Origin of the sequence: Burkholderia sp. SJZ089, assembly GCF_007828315.1 — a bacterium.
Taxonomy (GTDB): Bacteria; Pseudomonadota; Gammaproteobacteria; order Burkholderiales; family Burkholderiaceae; genus Burkholderia; species Burkholderia gladioli.
Window position 1 is genome coordinate 117412 of sequence record NZ_VIUM01000021.1, and the last position, 17947, is coordinate 135358.

Consider the following 17947-nt stretch of genomic DNA (forward strand, 5'->3'; position numbering starts at 1 on the left):
ATCGACGAATCGCAACTGGACTGAAGAGGACAACACATCATGTACGTACTCGGGATCAACGCCGCTTACCACGAATCCGCCGCCTGCCTGATCAAGGACGGGCAGGTGGTGATGGCGATCGAGGAAGAACGCCTGAATCGCATCAAGCACGGCAAGCTGTCGACGCCGGAAACCACCGGCCAGCTGCCCTGGAAGTCGATCCGCAAGTGCCTGGACGCGGCCGGCATCGAGCTCGACCAGGTGGCCCATATCGGCTACTCCTTCAGCCCCGAGATCCTGCAGGAAGGGGTGGCCTCGTGGCGCGCCGCCAGCGGCGGCACGCACGACTGGCCGCTCGACAAGCAGAGCTACCAGACGCTCGAGGGCGGCCTGAGCTTCGCCGACGGCGTGCTGTCCTCGCGCCGCCAGTTGATCGAGGAAGCCGGCTTCCAGGGCGAGTTCCACTTCCTGCCGCACCACGACTGCCACGCGGCCAGCGCCTTCCACGTCTCGCCCTTCGAGAAGGCGGCGGTGCTGGTGATCGACGGCATCGGCGAATGGGCCAGCACCTCGCTCTATCACGGCGACGGGCTCAAGCTCAGCAAGGTGCATGACTTCAACTTCCCGAACTCGCTGGGCTTCGTCTGGGAGAAGCTCTCGAAGTACCTCGGCTTCAGCCAGTACGACGCCTCCAAGGTGATGGGCCTGGCCGCCTACGGCGACGCCAGCAAGACCATCGAGCTGTTCTCGCGCATCGTGCCGGACAAGGCGGACATGACGGTGGACCTGTCGGTGCTGCGCCACGAGTCGCCCGACTTCTCCACGCTCGAGGCACTGTTCGGGCTGCCGCGCCGCCACGAGCCGGTCGATTTCAACACCGACAACTGGCAGGCCTACGTGGATGTGGCCGCCGGCCTGCAACTGCTGACCGAGCAGGTGCTGATCCACATCCTGCGCAAGTTCGACCGCCAGACCTATCGCAACCTCTGCATGGCCGGCGGCGTCGCGCTGAACTGCGCGGCCAACGGCGTGATCGTGCGCGAGAAGCTGTTCGACGACGTGTTCATCCAGCCCGCCTCGAACGATGCCGGCACCGCGCTGGGCGCCTGCTTCCTGATCTGGAACGAGGTACTGGGCCAGCCGCGCAACTACGTGTTCACGCATTCCTACCTGGGGCCGTCGTATTCCGACGACGAGATCGAGGCCGTGCTCAAGCGCACCACGCTGGCCTATCACAAGGTCGAGATCGAGAAGGAGGTGGCCCAGCTGATCGCCAAGGGCGCCGTGATCGGCTGGTTCAACGGGGCGATGGAATGGGGCCCCCGCGCGCTGGGCGGCCGCAGCCTGCTGGCCGATCCGCGCAATGCCGACATCCGCGAGGTGATGAACGTCAAGGTCAAGCATCGTGAGCTGTACCGACCTTTCTGTCCGAGCATCCTCGGCGAGCAAGCCGAGGCCTGGTTCGAGGGCAGCACCGCGGCGGTGGCCGGCAAGTACATGCTGACCACCTCGGTGGCGCGCGCCGACAAGGCCGACCGGATCCCGGCGGTGGTCCATTTCGATCGCACGGTGCGGGCCCAGGCCGTCTATGCCGAGGACAATCCGCGCTATCATCGGCTGATCTCCGAGTTCTACGCGCTGACGGGCGTGCCGCTGCTGCTGAACACCTCGTTCAACGATTCGGAGCCGATCGTCTGTACCCCGCAGGATGCGATCAACACCTTCATGAAGACCGATATCGACTACCTCGCGCTCGGCAACTTCCTGATCTCCAAGCAATGAGATGAGCCTTGCCGCCGGCCGCCGCGAGAGGGCGGCCCGCGGTGTCTCCCTGTCCCGTTTCGGAATCCCGTATCCATGACTTCCCGTAAGCGCCGCCTGTCGAGGTGGCTCAAGATCCTGGCAGGCCTGCTGGTGCTGGCCGTGGTGGCGGTCGCCGTCGGCGCGACGCTGTTCCTGCGCGCGAGCCTGCCGCAACTCGACGGCGAACTGCGTGCCGCCGGGCTCGGCGCGCCGCTGACGGTGACCCGCGATGCCGCCGGGGTGCCCACCCTGAGCGGGCGCGACCGCTACGACCTGGCCTACGGGCTCGGTTACCTGCATGCGCAGGACCGTTTCTTCCAGATGGACTACCTGCGCCGCAGCGGCGCGGGCGAACTGTCGGCCCTGGTGGGCAGCGCGGCGCTCGGCCTGGATCGCGAGCATCGCCTGTACCGCTTCCGCGCGCGGGCCCGCGAGGCCGTGGCACGGCTCTCGCCCGACGAACACAAGGCGCTCGATCGCTACACGCAGGGCGTCAACGACGGGCTGGCCGCGCTCGGCGCGCGGCCCTTCGAATACGCGCTGCTGGGCGCGCGCCCCGAGCGCTGGCAGCCGGAGGATTCGCTGCTGGCGATCTACGCGATGTACTTCGAACTGCAGGGCAACCTGCCGGCGCGCGAGGTCGGCCGGCTGTGGTTGCGCACGCATGCAACGGCCGAGCAGCAGGCCTTCCTGCTGCCCGAGTCGTCGACGCACGACGCGCCGCTCGACGCGGCCGGCATCGACGCGCCGCTCGCGCCGCTGCCCGAGAGCGCGCCCGAAGGCTTCCGCGGCGGCTCGGATGGATTGCAGAAGCGCGCCGCGCTCGATTTCCGTTCCTCGATCGGCAGCAATAGCTGGGTGATCGCCGGCAAGCGCAGCGCCAACGGCGCGGCCATCGTCGGTGACGACATGCACCTGGGCATCGCCTTGCCGAACACCTGGTATCGCGCCGCGCTGGTCACGCAGGACGGCACGCACACGCGCCGCGTGGTGGGCGTGACGCTGGCCGGGCTGCCCGGCGTGGTGGTCGGCAGCAACGGCGAGGTGGCCTGGGGCTTCACCGACGGCTACATCAACGGCCTGAACCTGGTGCCGCTCGAACACGAGGGCAGCGACCCGCTGGCGTTCCGCGTGAACGGCGTGAGCGAGCGCGCCCGAGCCTATACCGAGACGATCGGCGTGCACGGCGCCGCCGCGCAGACCATGACGGTGCTCGAAACGTCCGTGGGCCCGGTGCGGGAGATCGATGGCCGGCCCTACGCGGTGCACTGGGTCGCGCAGGCGCCCGAGGCGGTGAACCTGAGGCTGGGCGGGATGGCCGAGGCCAGCGACCTGGACAGCGCGATGCGGATCGCCAACGCCTCGGGGATTCCGGCCGAGAACATCATGATCGGCGATCGCTCGGGCCGCATCGGCTGGACCATTGCCGGGCCGCTGCCGGATCGGCGCGGCGTGGGCGACGGCCCCGGCTGGCGGGGCGTACTGCCGCCCGAGGCGGTGCCGCGCGTGGTCGATCCCTCGGGCGGCCAGCTGTGGACCGCCAACAACCGGCAACTGGCCGGCGACGCCTATCAATTGATCGGCGACGGCGGGGCCGACCATGGCTCGCGCGCCTCGCAACTTCGCGACGACCTGACGGCGCTCGGACAGACCAGCGAGCCCGCCGCCTACCAGGTCGATCTCGACGATCGCGCGCTGTTCATCACGCCGTGGCGCGACCGCGCGCTGCGCCTGCTCGACGACGCGGCCGTGGCCGGCCATCCGCAGCGCGCCGAATTCAAGCGCCTGCTGACCGAAAGCTGGACCGGGCGCGCCAGCGTCGATTCGGTCGGCTACCGGCTCGCGCGCGGCTTCCTGTATCGCCTGTCCGGCGACGTGTTCGGCGGGCTCGACACGCAGATCCACCAGCTCGATCCCGATGCCGACTACGAGCATGTGAACTCGCGCTGGTCGATCACCATGGCGCGCCTGCTCGACGCGCAGCCGGCGGGCTGGCTGCCGGCCGGCGCCGGGAGCTGGCGCGAGCTGCAACTGAAGGCGATCGACCAGGTGATCGCCGAGCTCACGCGCGACGGCGCGAAGCTCGACCAGGCCACCTGGGGCCGCCACAACACGCTGCGCATCGCGCATCCGTTCGCCTCCAGCGTGCCGCTGCTGGGCCGCTGGCTGGCGGCGCCGGCCGAGCAGGTGCCGGGCGATTCCGGCATGCCGCGCGTGGCGGGCCCGAACTTCGGGCAGTCGGAGCGCATGGTGGTGTCGCCCGGGCACGAGGAGGCCGGCATCTTCAACATGCCGGGCGGGCAGAGCGGCCATCCGCTGAGCCCCTTCTTCCTGGCCGGCCACGAAGCCTGGGTGAAGGGCGAGCCCACGCCGTTCCTGCCCGGGGAAGCGAAGCACAGCCTGCGATTCGTGCCCTGACGAGCCCCGATAAGCGCCGAGGTGCCCCGAGGTGTCTTGAAGCGCTTCAGGCCGGCGCGAAGCGCGGGCTGGAATACCGAAGGGGGCCGCGATCCCGGCGGATCGCGGCCCCCTTCCATTTGGCGGATCGACGCGTGGCTCAGGCGCGGCGGGTCGCCAGGCACGGCGCGCGGAACATCCGCTCGAACATCAGGCCGCGCAGCGTGCGGGCCAGCACCACGATCCACAGCATGCCGAGCAGGCTGGCGAAGCCCAGGCCGAGGCCGGTGAAGATGCCGAAACCGGTCACGTGGGCGAGGTTGAAGGTCGCCAGCGTGTAGACGCCGATCGGAAACGTGAAGCCCCACCAGCCGAGATTGAAGGGCAGCCCCTCGCGGCGATAGCGCCACATGAACAGCAGGGCACAGGCCAGCCACCAGAGCCCGGCACCCCAGAGCAGCAGCGCGCCGAGCACGCCGAAGTCGCGGGCGGCGACGGCCACGCTTTGCAGCGCCGTGCCGGCGAAGGCCTGGCTGGCGGCATGGCCGAGCGTGAGCAGGCCGAGCGCGCCGGTGCCGATGGGGCCGAGCGTGAGCCAGCTGGTCACGCCGAGTTCGCGATGCGGCAGCTTGTGGATCACCAGGCGGAACAGCACGATGGTCAGGATCGAGAAGGCCAGCGGCACCGAGATCGCCCACAGCACGTAGCCGAGGCCGATCACCACCTGCGCGGCGGCAGGGGCCAGGTGCGGTGCCAGCAGGGCGGCGCTGGCGGCGGCCACCTCGGGCGCCACGATCGGCAGCAGCAGGGCCGCGGTCAGCTTCTCGAGGCTGTGTTCCTGCACCGTGAACACCAGGTAGGGCACGCCGATCGCGACCAGCACCGACAGCGCCGCGTCGAAGCTCCACAGGACCAGCGCGAGCTGCCCGGCCGTGTTGTCCTGCTGCGCGCCGCCGAACAGCACCAGGCCGTTGACGATCGGCGCCAGCCCCATCGGCAGCGTGCCGAGAAACAGCGATTGCATCGGGTGGTGCAGCATCGGCCGGATGGTGTCGCCGAACAGCGCCAGGCGAGCGACGAACATCGCGGCGAACAGCGCGTAGAGCAGGATGTCGAGGCGCCACAGCCAGGCGGCGGCCAGCGTCTTGAGCGGCGAGGCGCCCGGCAGCGCGTTCAGCACCAGGTAGACCACGCCCGTGCCCATCGTCACGGCGAACCAGTTGGGCGTGAACTGGCGGATATTCTCGAGCCAGGCGGGCCGCTGGGCGGCGCGGCGGGCGAGGGCGGCTTGGGAGGTTTTCATCATGGCTCCGATCGGATCGGGAGGAGATGAGGGCAGTCTAGGGTTCGTGGCGGGATAAGAAAAATACATATTAATGATCGGAATCATGCTTTTTTGATATGCTTTGCGCCAGCTTCCGAGGTCTCGATCGAAAGATTGCCGCCGGGCCGGGAATAACTGCCCGCGCGCGGTGTTTGCCTGTCATGAAGCCCGTTGCCGGCGGCATCGTCGTGTCCGCCGACCGGGCCACGAGGTCTGTCCACTCATGAACTTCACGCATTTACTGGCCTTCCACGAAGTCGCGCGCGCCGGCAGCATCAGCGCCGGCGCGGAGCGCCTGCACGTCAGCCAGCCCGCCGTCACGCGCGAGATCCGCGAACTCGAGGCGCGGCTCGGCCTGGTGCTGTTCGATCGCCTGCCGCGCGGCGTGGCGCTGACCGAGGCGGGGCGGCTGCTGTTCGACCACGCGTCGCGGATCTTCGCGCTGGCCGACACGGCCGAGAGCGAACTGCGCGAGCTGGCCGGCCTTGGCGCCGGGCATCTGCGGATCGGCGCGAGCAACACGCTGGGCGTCTACCTGGTGCCGGCCCTGATCGCGCGCTTCAACGCGCGGCACCCGCGCATCACGATCGACTTGACGGTCACCAATACCGAAGGCGTCGAAGCCGGCCTGCGCGATCTGAGCTTCACGCTCGGTTTCGTCGAGGGCCCGTTCGATACGACCGTGCTCGATGCGCGCCCGATCGGCGCCGACGAGATCGCCGTGGTGGCCGCCGCCGGCCATCCGCTGGCCGGGCGGCGACTCGCGCCGGCCGATCTCGCCGAACACGCGGTGATCCTGCGCGAGCCCGGCTCCGGCACCCGCGCGATCGTCGAGCAAGCCTATGCGCGGCTGGGGCTGTCGATCACGCCGCTGATGTCGGTCAGCGATACCGAGGCGATCAAGCGATTGTTGCTGGCACAACGATCCCTGGCCTATCTCTCGCGGCTGAGCGTGAGCGACGAACTCGCGCGTGGCGACCTGCAACTGGTGGAAGTGGATGCGCCACGTATCGAGCGGGCCCTGCACATGGTCTGGCTCAAGGGGCGTTCGCTGTCGCCGGGCGCGCAGGCGCTGATGGCGCTGCTGCCGCCGGGCGCGGCCGGCGATCTCGCGGCGCCGTCGAGCGCCTCCGTCACGCCGCGCCAGGCGGCGAAGGCCCGCCGCAAACCGGCCTGAGGCCGTCGCGCGGGCGCTGCCGCTCGCGCGTTTCCTGTCTTTTCCTCCCTTTCGTTTTTTCTCCACCCGCTCGCATCGTTGGATCGCGCCGCGATATCTCGCGTCGCGATGTAACGGAATCGCCGCGCCGCCCGATCTGGTGAATGACGGCACGCATTTCGCCTCGCCTGAAAAAAGATTCGGGACGAGACGGGAATATTCGTCGCGAAATGCTGTTAGCCCTTATGACAGGCACGCAACGAAGCAGCAAGCGAGCCCGTCGAGCGAACCGGAATCCATCGATTGATGAGGATTTCGAACCATTCATCCGAACCAGGAGCATCATCATGAAGAAGCTGAGCACCCTCGCCATCGCCCTTTGCGCCCTCACCATCCCGGCGTTGTCGTTCGCCCAGGGCACCGCGCCGATCACGCGCGCGCAGGTGGTGGCAGAACTCGCGCAACTCGAACAGGCCGGCTACGATCCGGCGGCGGGCGAGAGCGTCGACTACCCGGCCAAGCTGCAGGCCGCCGAGGCGAAGGTCGCGCAACAGCAAGCCGGCCAGGCGCAGCGCGCCCAGGCTGCGAACGGCCAGAACTCGGCCGCCTCGGACCCGAACTGCGTGGGCCCGGCCAGCTTCTGCAACGTGTATTTCGGTAGCTGAGCGATGCGTGCCGCATCGAACCCGGGCCCCGGCGCCATGCGCTCGGGCCGCCCGGCCTGGATGGCGACCCGCCGGCGAGACCGATCATGAGCCGCATCCTCGTGATCGAAGCGGATCGGCAGGCATGGCGAGGTATCGCGCAATCGCTGCAGCGGCAGGGCTTGTCGGTCGACGACACGGCCTCGGCGCGCGGCGCGCTGTATCGCGTGACCAGCGGCGCCTACGCGCTGGTGATCGTGGCCTACGACCTGCCCGAGATCGACGGCCCCGCGCTGGTGGCGGCAATGCGCGCGACGGGCCTGAGCGTGCCGATGCTGGCGATCGACGCCCAGGGCAGCATCGAGCGCTGCGTGCGCATGCTGAAAGCGGGTGCCGACGACTACCAGCCGTTCCCGCTGGACCTGGAGGAACTGGGCGCGCGCGTGCTCGCGCTGCTGCGACGGCAGGCGAGGCCGCCGGCACCGGCCGACGACGCGGCCGCGGCGCGCCTGCAGGCGGGCGGCATCGTGCTGGACCGGATTCGCCGCATCGCGCTGGTGGATGCCACCCTGGTGGAACTGCGCCCGACCGAGTTCCGCCTGCTCGAATTCCTGATGTTGAATGCCGATCGCGTGATGACGCGGCGGATGATCCTCGAGGCGGTCTGGCAGCATCATTTCGATCCGGGCACCAACCTGATCGAGGTACACGTCAAGCAGTTGCGCGCCAAGCTGCGCGACCCGGACGGCCGGCGCTTCATCCACACGGTCCGGCGTGCCGGTTATTACTTCTCGGGCGATGCGCCGGATGCGCGTCGCGAGGCAAGGGACGAGGGCGGCAAGGACGATACGAACGCGCTCCCGCGTCGGCACGGCGACACGCGCTCCAACGCGCTGCATTCCGTCGCCTGAACCCGCGGCGACGATTTCACCAGCCTTCGCCGGGCGCGGCGGACGGCTCGACATGCGCGGCCGACAAATCGGCTACGCCGCGGCAGCCCAGCATCGCCAGCGTGCGATCGAGCTCGTCGCCGAGGATCTCGATCACACGCGTCACGCCGGCCTCGCCGGCCGCCGCCAGGCCATAAAGCACCGCGCGCCCCAGCATTACCGCATCGGCGCCGAGCGCGAGCGCCTTGGCGATATCGGAGCCGCGCCGGATGCCGCTGTCGAGCAGCAGCGCGCCGCGCCGCTCGCAGGCATGGCGCGCGGCCGCGATCATGTCGATCGGCGCCACCGCGTCGTCGAGCTGGCGCGCGCCGTGGTTCGACAGGATCACGCCGTCGACGCCGAGCTCCAGGCAGGCCAGCGCATCGTCGGTGCCGAGGATGCCCTTCACCAGCAGCCGATGCGGCCAGCGATCGCGTAGCCGCCTCAAGTCGTGCCAGTTGAAGCTCGCGTCCATCTGCCGGCGCAGCAGCGCGGCCTTCACCTCGACGCTGGCATGGTCGTCGGTGCCCACGTTGGCCAGCGTCGGCACGCCGCCCGCGCGCAGCAGCGCGGTGCTCCAGCGCGGATGGCGCAGCGTGTCGAGCAGCAGGCCCGGGCTGGGCCGCAGCGGCAGCGCGAAGCCGTTGCGCAGGTCGCGCTCGCGCTTGCCGTTGAGCGGCACGTCCACGGTCACCACCAGGGTGCGATAACCGGCGCGCGCGGCGCGCTCGGCGAGGCTGTCGGCCAGCTCGCGATGCATCACGTAGAGCTGGAACCACAGCTCGCCGCCCGCTTCGCCGGCCAGGCGCTCGAGCGAGACGTTCGAGGCGGTGGACATCGCGAACGGGATGCCGGCGCGCTGCGCGGCGCGCGCCAGCACGATATCGCCTTGCGGCCAGATCAGGCCGTTCAGGCCGGTCGGTGCCAGCACGAAGGGCGCGGCCAGCGGCTGGCCGAGCAGGGTGGTGGACAGCTCGCGCGAGGCCACGTCCACCAGGCGGCGCGGCACGAAGGCCAGGCGCGCGAAGGCGTCGCGATTGCGGCGCAGGCCGCGTTCGTCCTCGGCGCCGCCGTCCAGGTAGTCGAACACGCGGCGCGGCAGCCGGCGTCGGGCGAGCTTGCGGAAGTCTTCGACGTTGATCGGTGGCGGCATCGGCGCGGTTCGGAAGGTCCGGTGAGGCGGGGCGGGGCGCCCCGCGCGAAAGCGCACGAGTGTAAACGCTGGTCCGGTGGTTTGTCGCGTTTCCCGCCGTGCACGATACCGATGGTCTCGCCGCAAGCCGGATTGGATCGCTTCGTGCAACAGCGCGCGAATTTATCAAGAAAAATCAGCAAATAATTTATCGATCGCCGACGGTGCTATCGTAGCCGCCAGTTTGCGTGCTGCTGCTTTCGCAAGGAAGCGGCACGCGATGCACAGAATGAATGACGGCGGCTCGATGCCGTCGATATGGCACTGAGAGATATCCCGAAGCCATCGCCTGGCGGGCCCGACCGGCCGGCCTTCGCGCCTCGGGACATGCACAGGATGGGAGAGAGGGCCTTGTCGACTCAAGCAAGCGCCGGAGCCTCGCGGCTCTCGGTGATGAATTTCCTCAACGAGGCCGCCAACGAGTATCCGCAGGCGATCTCCTTCGCCTCGGGCCGCCCGGCCGAGCAGTTCTTCTCGCTGGAAGGCTGGCTGGGGGCGGTGCCCGACTACCAGGCCCACGCGGCCCGCGCGGCCGGCCAGGACCTCGTGCTGGCGGGCCGGCGGCTCGCCCAGTACGGCCGTACGGCCGGCATCATCAACGCCCTGATCGCCGAGCAACTGCGCCTGGACGAAGGCGTCGACTGCGATGCCTCGCAGGTGGTGGTGACGGCCGGCTGCCAGGAAGCGCTGGCGCTGCTGGTGCCCGCGCTGTGCCGCGCCAGCGGCGATGTGATGCTGGCGCGCAATCCCACCTATATCGGCATCACCGGCGTGGCCGATTTCGCCGGCATCGAGATCCTGCCCGTCGAATGCGAGGCCGGCGAGAACTGGGAGCAGGCGCTGGCCCGTACCGCCGCCGCGCTGCGCCGCGCCGGCAAGACCGCGCGCGGCTTCTACCTGACGCCCGAGTTCGACAATCCGACCGGCACCGTGCTCGACGAGGCCGAGCGGCGCTCGATCATCGCCGGCTGCCTGGAGCATCGCATCGTGGTGCTCGAGGACAATCCCTACGGCATGTTCCGCTACGACGGCGAGTCGACCCGGCCGATGATGGCGCTCGATCCGGCCGGCTGCGTGATCTACCTGGCCACCTATTCGAAGACGCTGTGCCCGGCCGTGCGAGTCGGCGCGGCGGTGCTGCCCAGGCGCCTGTTCGGCAGCGAGCAGGCCGCCGAGCGCCTGCGCGCGGAAATCTCGGAGCGCAAGAGCTTCGTGACCGTCAACACCAGCCAGGTGACCCAGGCGCTGGTGGGCGGCGTGCTGCTGCGCGAGGGCCATAGCCTGCGGCGGCTGGTCGATGCGCCGCGCCGCTTCTACCACGACAATCGCGACGTGCTGCTGGGCGCGCTCGAACGCGCCTTCGGCACCGATGGCGAGATCCGCTGGAATCGCCCCGATGGCGGCTTCTTCCTCGGCCTCACGCTGCCCTTCGAGTTCGGCGAGCGCGAGACCGTGGAATGCGCGCGCGATCACGGCGTGATCGTGATGCCGATGACGTTCTTCTCGCTCGATGCCTCGCGACGCCGCGAAGTGCGGCTCGCCTTCAGCAATGCCGGCGCGGCCGAGATCGAGGCCGGCGTGGCGCGCTTGGCCAGCTACCTCGGCGAGAAGCGCGCCTCGCTCGCCTGAGCGGCCGGACGCGGCGGCCCGCTCCCACCCGGAGCGGTGCCGATCCGCGCGGCCGTGTCCTCCCTCACCCATGCAAGGACCGTGCGCCGATGTGCCAAGCCCTGATCATCGATAACTTCGATTCCTTCACGTACAACATCTTCCAGCAGATGGGGCAGGTCTGCGGGGTCGAGCCGACCGTGGTGAAGAACACCGCCTCGCTCGACGAGATCGACTTCTCGCGCTACGACTGCATCATCGTCTCGCCGGGCCCCGGCACGCCGGCGGTGCCGGCCGACGTGGGCATCAGCGCCGACGTGATCCGCGATACCGAGCTGCCGCTGCTCGGCGTCTGTCTCGGCCACCAATGCATGGCGCACCTGTACGGCATGGAGGTGGTGCATGCGCCGGTGCCGATGCATGGCCGCGTCAACGTGATCCGTCACGACGGGCGCGGCGTGTTCACGGGGCTGCCGGAGGAACTGTCGATCGTGCGCTACCACTCGCTGGTGGTGAAGGCGGTACGCGAGCCCTTCGAGCTGTGCGCCTGGGGCGAGGACGGCGTGATCCACGGTATCCGTCACCGCACGCGGCCGCTGCATGGCGTGCAGTTCCATCCCGAATCGATCTGCACCGAGGCGGGCATCGAGCTGTTCCGGAACTTCCGCGATATCGCCCTCGAGCACAAGAGCCAGGTGGTGGCCTGAGCCGCCGCCGCGCAGCGCTCTTCACCAAAACGAACGACATCGTCACGGCTTCATGCCGGCGATGTCGTTTTTTATTGGGCGGAAAACAAGCGTGGCGCATGCTGCTTTATCCGGGGCGCCGCGGAGTCGTTGCGCGCGCATCGAGTGGACTGGTCTGTCCTGCTGTTGGTTAAGGCAGGTTCGAGTCCGGTACTGCCTGAAAACGCGCGCGATATTACCGAAATTCCTCGATGTCCGGTAAATCATGGACATGAAATATCATCGAAAAAATGCTGCGTCGCGGTAGTTGTCAATTGGACGATGTGTCCGGAAATTGCGAAAATTCAGTAACGAAAAGAAGAAAAATGTCGGAATGCTGATCAATTCAAAGCTTTCGTAAACGCCGTCACATCCTTGATGGATGGGCGTTTCCAGCCGATTTTCGATGTCTTCGATGGCCTTCTATAGTTCATATGATTGAGGCTGCCTATTTGTGCCATTACCAATACCAATTGGAATCGCGTGGCCTGTCTCAATAGCATTCACTCGTCTCGATAACCGGTATCCCCAAGTGGTGTCACTTCCTCACGGAGACGAAATGAACAAGCAGAAAACCCTGTCGCGATGGGCAATCCCCACCGCCGTCGGCCTGATGATGTCGTCGATGGCGTTCGCGGCAAACCTCACGCGCGATAACGGCTCGCCGGTCGGCGACAATCAGAACTCGCAGACGGCAGGCCCGAGCGGCCCGGTCGTGCTGCAGGACTCGCACCTCATCGAGAAGCTGCAACGCTTCGATCGCGAGCGCATTCCCGAGCGCGTGGTGCATGCGCGCGGCACCGGCGCCTTCGGCGAATTCGTGGCCGACGCGGACATCTCGGACCTGTCGGTCGCCAAGGTGTTCACGCCGGGCGTGCATACGCCGGTGTTCGTGCGCTTCTCGACGGTGATGGGCTATCGCGGCTCGCCCGAGCAGGCGCGTGACCCGCGCGGCTTCGCCACCAAGTTCTACACCAGCGAAGGCAACTGGGACCTGGTGGGCATCAACCTGCCGATCTTCTTCATCCGCGACGCGATCAAGTTCCCCGACTTCGTCCATGCCAACAAGCCCAGCGCGGTGACGGGCGTGCAGGATCCGAACCTCGCCTTCGACTTCTTCGCGCATACGCCGGAAGCCACCGCGATGCTCACGCGCCTGTATTCGGACGAGGGCATGCCCAACTCGTACCGCAACATGGACGGCTTCGGCGTGCACGCCTTCAAGCTGGTCAACGCGCAGGGCGAGGTGCACTACGTGAAGTTCCACTGGAAGAGCGCGCAGGGCATGCAGGGCATCCGTCCGCAGGACATCCCGGCCTCGATCGGCAAGGACTGGAACCTGATGAGCAACGATCTGTACGGCGCGCTCAAGCGCGGCGACGATCCGAAATGGGACCTCTACATCCAGGTGCTCAAGCCGGAGGATCTCGACAAGTTCGACTACAACGCGCTCGACGACACCAAGGTCTGGGCCGACGTGCCGGAGCGCAAGATCGGCACCATGACCCTGAACCGCGTGCCGGACAACTACTTCGAGAGCACCGAGGAATCGGCCTTCGCGCCCTCGCGCATGGTGCCGGGCATCGAGCCTTCGGAAGACCGCATGCTGCAGGGCCGGATGTTCTCCTACGCCGATACGCAGATGTACCGCCTGGGGCCGAACTTCAACTCGCTGCCGATCAATCGTCCGCGCGTGCCGGTGGTCAACAACAACCAGGACGGGCTGATGAACGCGGGCGACCGCAAGGGCGAGGTGAACTACGAGCCCTCGACGCTCGGCGAGATCCCGCAGGATCCGAAGTACAAGTACGTGCAGACGCCGCTGTCGGGCACCACCCAGCAGGCCGCGATCAAGAAGACGCTGAACTTCCGCCAGGCCGGCGAGTACTACCGCTCGCTGTCCTCGCAGGGCAAGGCGGACCTGGTGACGGCGCTCTCGGGCGACCTGGGTCGTGTCAGCAACGACGACAACAAGATCACCATGCTGTCGTACTTCTACAAGGCCGACGCCGACTACGGCAAGCGCCTGGCCTCGGCTACCCACGCGGACCTGTCGCGCGTGCAGGCCAAGGCGGCCACGCTGAGCGACATGTAAGCGGCGCGCGCCGTTGCCAGCCGACGGCGCGCCGCCCGGGCCGGGAGCAAGGGGCGCCGCATCACGCGCCGCCTGCGGCCCGGGTCGCCCGTTTCCCGAATCCGCATTCCCGGCACTTCGACGGAGCCCTATGACATGCCATCGCGCTGCAACCCATCCTCGTTCCTCAAGGCCCTCGTCCCCGCGCTGCTGCTCGCGCTCGGTGCCTGCGCGGCACCCGAGCTGCACAAGCCGGAACCCGGCGTCGCGGTGCAGGATATCCATCATTACGACGACGACTGGTTCGCCGCGGCCCGCCTCGGACGCACCGACATCCTCGAAGCGCTGCTGCAGGCCGGCTACCCGATCGATTCGACCACCCGCCAGGGTTACACGGCGCTGATCCTGAGCACCTACGACGCCCAGCCCAAGGCGATGGAATTCCTGCTCGAGCATGGCGCGAACGCCTGCCTGGGCGACCGCAACGGCAATACCGCGCTGATGGGCGCGCTCTTCAAGGGCGAACTGGACAGCGCGCGGCGCCTGATGCGGACCGATTGCCCGATCGACCAGGTCAACAACTCGGGCGAGACCGCGCTCTCGTTCGCGGCGCTGTTCGGCCGGCTCGACCTGCTGCCGGAACTGGTCAAGCGCGGCGCGAACCCCGATCACGCGGACGCGCGCGGCACCACGGCGCTGCGGCTCGCGCAGGCGCAGGGCAACGACGCGGCCTATCACGCGCTGCTGACGGTGGGCGCGACCCGCTGAGCGTCGGGCAGGGGCGGGGCCGCTGGCGCGCTCCCCGTGCGTGCGCGTCTCGCTGCTGGCGGTCGACCCTGGCGGCCAGTCTATGTCGGCATTCACGGCGGCATCGTGGGACTGATGAATGCGGCTCGCCGGGCTGCGGCGCGCAGTGTCAATGCGCTGATGAGGGCCGGTTATTGGGAGATCGGCCGCCGGATCGTTGAAGCCGAGCAGAAAGGCAAGCGCCGGGCCGGTTATGGTGAGCAGTTGATGGCGCGACCGTCGTTCGATCTGACTGCCTGCTTCGGGCGAGGGTTCAGCCGGACATCCTGGAGAACATGAGGCGCTTCTTCCTCGCATACCCCGCGGCTGCAATTTCCGAGACACCGTCTCGGAAATCTGGAAAAGGACGGCGCGGGAAAAAATCCGAGACAGCGTCTCGGAAATTCGACCTCGCCGAACTGGTCCAGGTTTTTGCACGGTCTTGTCCAGGGACAAGGCGGCGATGCTGAGCAAGGTAGCCGTGGTCAAGCCCGAGGATGTCGTGGTGCCCGGCGACGCGATTAAGGACCCGTACCTGCTGGAGTTTCTCGACCTCAAGGAGCAATATTCGGACTCCGATCTGGAAGCGACCTTGATCCGTCGGCTGGTGGACTTCCTGCTGGAGTTGGGAGAGGGATTTCCTTCGTAGGTCGGCAACGGCGGTTGCACATCGATCCGACCTGGTACCGAGTGGACCTGTTGCTCTTTCACCGTAAGCTGCGCTGCATGGTCATCGTCGACCTGAAACTGGGCAGCCTGACCCATGCCGACGTGGGGCAGACGCGCATGTACTGCAATTACGCCAGGAGCATTGGACCTATCCGGATGAGAGCCCGCGAGTGGGGCTGATCCTCTGCGCCGACAAGGGCCATGCCCTGGCGCGGTATGGACGGCAAACTCCTTTCCTCAGGACTCGCCGCGCACCGGCACGCCGGCCACGATGGTGGTGACCGCCACCAGCAGCACCACGGCGGCGGCCACGAACACGCCGGTCGCGCCATGGGTGTCGAACACCACGCCGCCGGCCGCCGCGCCCAGCGAGATGGCCAGTTGGATGGCCGCCACGATCAGGCCGCCGGCGCTCTCGGCCTCGTCGGGCACTACCCGCGTGACCCAGGTCGACCAGGCTACCGGCACGCCGCCGAAGGCCGCGCCCCACAGCGCCACCAGCACCGCGTCCAGCGCGGTGAGCTTGCCGAACAGCGCCAGCGCCGCGCCCAGCACCACCATCAGCGCCGGCATCGCGATCATCATCGGCCGCAGTCCGCGCTCGAGCGCGCGGCCCGCCACCGGCGTGAACAGGAAGTTGGCCACGCCGTAGCCGAGCAGGATCGCGGACAGCGCGTTCACGCCCACCCCGGCCACGTCCTCCAGGAAGGGCCGCAGGTAGGTGAAGAAGGCGAAGTGGCCGCTAAACACCAGGGTCACCGCGAACATGCCGATGCCCACCGTCGGGCGGCGCAGCACGTCGAGCAGGGTGCGCAGCCGCGTGGTGCCGTTCGGTGCCATCGAGGGCAGGGTGGCGAATTGCGCGGCCAGGGCCAGCGCGCCGATCGCGGCGGCCGCGTAGAACACGTTGCGCCAGCCGATCAGGTGACCGAAGTAGCTGCCGAGCGGCGCGGCGGCGATGGTCGCCACGGCCACCCCGCTGAAGATGATCGACAGCGCGCGCGGCACCATCGCGGTCGGCACCAGCCGCATCGCGGTGGCCGCCGACATGGTCCAGAAACCGCCCAGCGCGATGCCGAGCAGCACGCGCCCGAGCAGGATCGCCAGGAAGCTGCCGGCCGATGCCACCAGCAGGTTGGAGATCACCAGCAGCACCGAGAAGGCCAGCAGCACGCGGCGCCGGTCGATGCCGCGCGTGAGGACCGCGATCAGCAGGCTGGTGACCAGCGCCACCGCGGCGGTGACGGTCACCGCCTGGCCGGCGGTGCCCTCGGTGATGCCGAGGCTGGCGGCCAGCGGCGTGAGCAGGCTGGCGGGCAGGAATTCCGCGGTGACCAGCCCGAACACGCCCAGCGCCAGGGCGTAGACGGCGCTCCAGGCGGCGCGTTCGACCGGGATCACGGTCGCGGAGGAGGTCGGGGTGCCGATGTCCATGTTCTTGATGAGGCTTCCGGTTAGGGTTTACGACAGGCGCACAGATTACGGGCCGGCAGCCTGACGGTCTATGACATACAATCCGCAAAACTTGATCGTTCGTCCGGAAATCATGCCCGACCTTTCGAAATTCGACCCCGATTCCCACGATCTGGTCAGCGAGCTGCTGCTGGGGATGCGCCTGAAGGGTGTGCAGTACCGCCGGATCCACGTCGCGCCGCCGTTCGGGCTGCGCTTCCAGAATCCGCCCGAGTGCGGGGTGTTCTACTTCGTGGCGCGCGGCTCGATGCTGCTGCGTGACGGGAGCAACGCGTGCGGCGGCGCGCTCATGGCGCTGAAGGCCGGCGACGCGGTGTTGATGCCGCGCGGCGGCGAGCATGCGCTGCTGTCGGCGCCCGGGGTGGGCTGCACCTCGCTGGCCGATCTCGACGCGACGCGCATCTGCGAGTCGATCGCGGCGATCAACGCGATGCACGGCGGCCGGCTCGAGAAGGGCGAGATCAGCGACGACGTGCTGATCTTCTGCGGCTGCATGGAGCTGGACCTGGGCGGCATGCAGCCGTTGGTGGCCTCGATGCCCGGGATCATGCACGTGGGCACCTTGCTCGACCGCTATCCGGAGCTGCGCGCGATGCTCGACGCGATGGAGCGCGAGTCCTGCTCGGAGCGCGCCGGTTACGCGGCGGTGCTGGCGCGGCTGGCCGACGTGGTGGCCGCCTTCATCGTGCGCGGCTGGGTGGAGTGCGGCTGCGGCGACGCGGCCGGCTGGGTGCAGGCGCTGCGCGATCCGCGCCTGGGCCGCGCGCTGGTGGCCCTGCATCGCGAGCCGGGCCGCAACTGGACCGTCGCCGAGCTGGCCGCCGAGGCCGGCAATTCGCGCTCGGTGTTCGCCGAGCGTTTCCTGGCCGCCACCGGCATGACGCCGCTGCGCTACCTGACCGAGCTGCGCATGCGGCTGGCCGCGCAATGGATCGCGCGCGACCGCGAGCCGATCGAGGCGGTGTCCTATCGGCTTGGCTACGGCTCGCTGGCCGCCTTCAGTCGCGCCTTCAAGCGCACCATCGGGCAGCCGCCGGGGGCGTTGCGCGCCCAGGGCGAGGGCTTGCGCAGCTGAGGGGGCGGCGTCGGCTGGGCTCTGCCTCGCGCTTGCGCCTCGCGCCGCTGCTTCGTGTTCCTGCCTTTCCGTCCCGCCAGCGCGACGCCCTTCGCCGCCGGCTTCCTGAGCGC

General features: G+C 68.4%; 14 protein-coding genes and 1 pseudogene. 12 read left to right on the plus strand and 3 right to left on the minus strand.

The window, feature by feature from the left end:
- The first annotated feature begins 39 nt into the window (after positions 1-39).
- Entirely contained in the window at positions 40-1761 is a 1722-nt protein-coding gene (locus FB600_RS30870; protein WP_013697637.1) for a carbamoyltransferase, read from the plus strand.
- 75 nt (positions 1762-1836) lie between these two features.
- The gene (locus FB600_RS30875) at positions 1837-4200 is read left to right on the plus strand and encodes a penicillin acylase family protein (RefSeq protein ID WP_145757913.1); all 2364 of its coding nucleotides are present in this window, start codon (positions 1837-1839) and stop codon (positions 4198-4200) included.
- 139 nt (positions 4201-4339) lie between these two features.
- Here the strand turns inward: FB600_RS30875 and FB600_RS30880 are convergent, their stop codons facing one another.
- Positions 4340-5485, minus strand: a complete 1146-nt coding sequence (locus FB600_RS30880; protein ID WP_145757914.1) for a TDT family transporter — start codon at positions 5483-5485, stop codon at positions 4340-4342.
- A 241-nt stretch (positions 5486-5726) separates the two neighbouring features.
- On the opposite strand from FB600_RS30880, the gene FB600_RS30885 reads away from it, so the two are divergent.
- The 3 genes from FB600_RS30885 to FB600_RS30895 all read left to right on the plus strand — a co-directional run bounded on the left by FB600_RS30885 (position 5727) and on the right by FB600_RS30895 (position 8214).
- Positions 5727-6680 carry a LysR family transcriptional regulator gene (locus FB600_RS30885; protein ID WP_096749240.1) on the plus strand — a complete coding sequence of 318 codons (954 nt, stop codon included), beginning with the start codon at positions 5727-5729 and terminating at the stop codon, positions 6678-6680.
- 326 nt (positions 6681-7006) lie between these two features.
- Positions 7007-7324: a DUF4148 domain-containing protein gene (locus FB600_RS30890; RefSeq protein ID WP_013697641.1), complete on the plus strand. Its 318-nt coding sequence runs from the start codon at positions 7007-7009 to the stop codon at positions 7322-7324.
- An 86-nt stretch (positions 7325-7410) separates the two neighbouring features.
- Entirely contained in the window at positions 7411-8214 is an 804-nt protein-coding gene (locus FB600_RS30895; protein ID WP_098181068.1) for a response regulator transcription factor, read from the plus strand.
- A gap of 16 nt (positions 8215-8230) precedes the next feature.
- On the opposite strand, the gene FB600_RS30900 is transcribed toward FB600_RS30895, so the two are convergent.
- Positions 8231-9385 (minus strand): alpha-hydroxy-acid oxidizing protein, encoded by a 1155-nt coding sequence (locus FB600_RS30900; RefSeq protein ID WP_145757915.1) that lies wholly within the window; start codon positions 9383-9385, stop codon positions 8231-8233.
- A 390-nt stretch (positions 9386-9775) separates the two neighbouring features.
- On the opposite strand from FB600_RS30900, the gene FB600_RS30905 reads away from it, so the two are divergent.
- The 6 genes and pseudogenes from FB600_RS30905 (at position 9776) to FB600_RS38245 (ending at position 15466) form a co-directional block, all read left to right on the plus strand.
- Positions 9776-11053: a PLP-dependent aminotransferase family protein gene (locus tag FB600_RS30905; RefSeq protein WP_096749237.1), complete on the plus strand. Its 1278-nt coding sequence runs from the start codon at positions 9776-9778 to the stop codon at positions 11051-11053.
- An 89-nt stretch (positions 11054-11142) separates the two neighbouring features.
- Positions 11143-11739: an anthranilate synthase component II gene (locus FB600_RS30910; RefSeq protein ID WP_013697645.1), complete on the plus strand. Its 597-nt coding sequence runs from the start codon at positions 11143-11145 to the stop codon at positions 11737-11739.
- A gap of 634 nt (positions 11740-12373) precedes the next feature.
- A complete protein-coding gene (locus FB600_RS30915; RefSeq protein ID WP_164467579.1) occupies positions 12374-13852 on the plus strand; it encodes a catalase in 1479 nt (492 codons plus the stop codon).
- A gap of 135 nt (positions 13853-13987) precedes the next feature.
- Positions 13988-14599 carry an ankyrin repeat domain-containing protein gene (locus tag FB600_RS30920; protein WP_013697647.1) on the plus strand — a complete coding sequence of 204 codons (612 nt, stop codon included), beginning with the start codon at positions 13988-13990 and terminating at the stop codon, positions 14597-14599.
- Positions 14600-14713: 114 nt separating this feature from the next.
- A complete protein-coding gene (locus FB600_RS38240) occupies positions 14714-14917 on the plus strand; it encodes a DUF1016 N-terminal domain-containing protein (RefSeq protein ID WP_366920123.1) in 204 nt (67 codons plus the stop codon).
- Between the two features lie 163 nt (positions 14918-15080).
- A pseudogene (locus FB600_RS38245) lies at positions 15081-15466 on the plus strand (PDDEXK nuclease domain-containing protein).
- A gap of 57 nt (positions 15467-15523) precedes the next feature.
- On the opposite strand, the gene FB600_RS30930 reads toward FB600_RS38245, so the two are convergent.
- Positions 15524-16720, minus strand: coding sequence for an MFS transporter (locus tag FB600_RS30930; protein WP_145757916.1), 1197 nt, complete (start codon positions 16718-16720; stop codon positions 15524-15526).
- 112 nt (positions 16721-16832) lie between these two features.
- Here FB600_RS30930 and FB600_RS30935 point away from each other — a divergent pair, with 112 nt between their 5' ends.
- Positions 16833-17834 (plus strand): AraC family transcriptional regulator, encoded by a 1002-nt coding sequence (locus tag FB600_RS30935; RefSeq protein ID WP_145757917.1) that lies wholly within the window; start codon positions 16833-16835, stop codon positions 17832-17834.
- Positions 17835-17947: the final 113 nt, after the last annotated feature.

Bases quoted from the DNA above. Each gene is read 5' to 3' on its own strand.
- FB600_RS30930 (WP_145757916.1), bottom strand. From the start codon at position 16,720: ATGGACATCGGCACCCCGACCTCCTCCGCGACCGTGATCCCGGTCGAA.
- FB600_RS30910 (WP_013697645.1), top strand. From the start codon at position 11,143: ATGTGCCAAGCCCTGATCATCGATAACTTCGATTCCTTCACGTACAAC.
- FB600_RS30915 (WP_164467579.1), top strand. From the start codon at position 12,374: ATGTCGTCGATGGCGTTCGCGGCAAACCTCACGCGCGATAACGGCTCG.
- FB600_RS30890 (WP_013697641.1), top strand. From the start codon at position 7,007: ATGAAGAAGCTGAGCACCCTCGCCATCGCCCTTTGCGCCCTCACCATC.
- FB600_RS30920 (WP_013697647.1), top strand. From the start codon at position 13,988: ATGCCATCGCGCTGCAACCCATCCTCGTTCCTCAAGGCCCTCGTCCCC.
- FB600_RS30900 (WP_145757915.1), bottom strand. From the start codon at position 9,385: ATGCCGCCACCGATCAACGTCGAAGACTTCCGCAAGCTCGCCCGACGC.
- FB600_RS30895 (WP_098181068.1), top strand. From the start codon at position 7,411: ATGAGCCGCATCCTCGTGATCGAAGCGGATCGGCAGGCATGGCGAGGT.
- FB600_RS30880 (WP_145757914.1), bottom strand. From the start codon at position 5,485: ATGATGAAAACCTCCCAAGCCGCCCTCGCCCGCCGCGCCGCCCAGCGG.
- FB600_RS30935 (WP_145757917.1), top strand. From the start codon at position 16,833: ATGCCCGACCTTTCGAAATTCGACCCCGATTCCCACGATCTGGTCAGC.
- FB600_RS30870 (WP_013697637.1), top strand. From the start codon at position 40: ATGTACGTACTCGGGATCAACGCCGCTTACCACGAATCCGCCGCCTGC.
- FB600_RS38240 (WP_366920123.1), top strand. From the start codon at position 14,714: ATGAATGCGGCTCGCCGGGCTGCGGCGCGCAGTGTCAATGCGCTGATG.
- FB600_RS30885 (WP_096749240.1), top strand. From the start codon at position 5,727: ATGAACTTCACGCATTTACTGGCCTTCCACGAAGTCGCGCGCGCCGGC.
- FB600_RS30875 (WP_145757913.1), top strand. From the start codon at position 1,837: ATGACTTCCCGTAAGCGCCGCCTGTCGAGGTGGCTCAAGATCCTGGCA.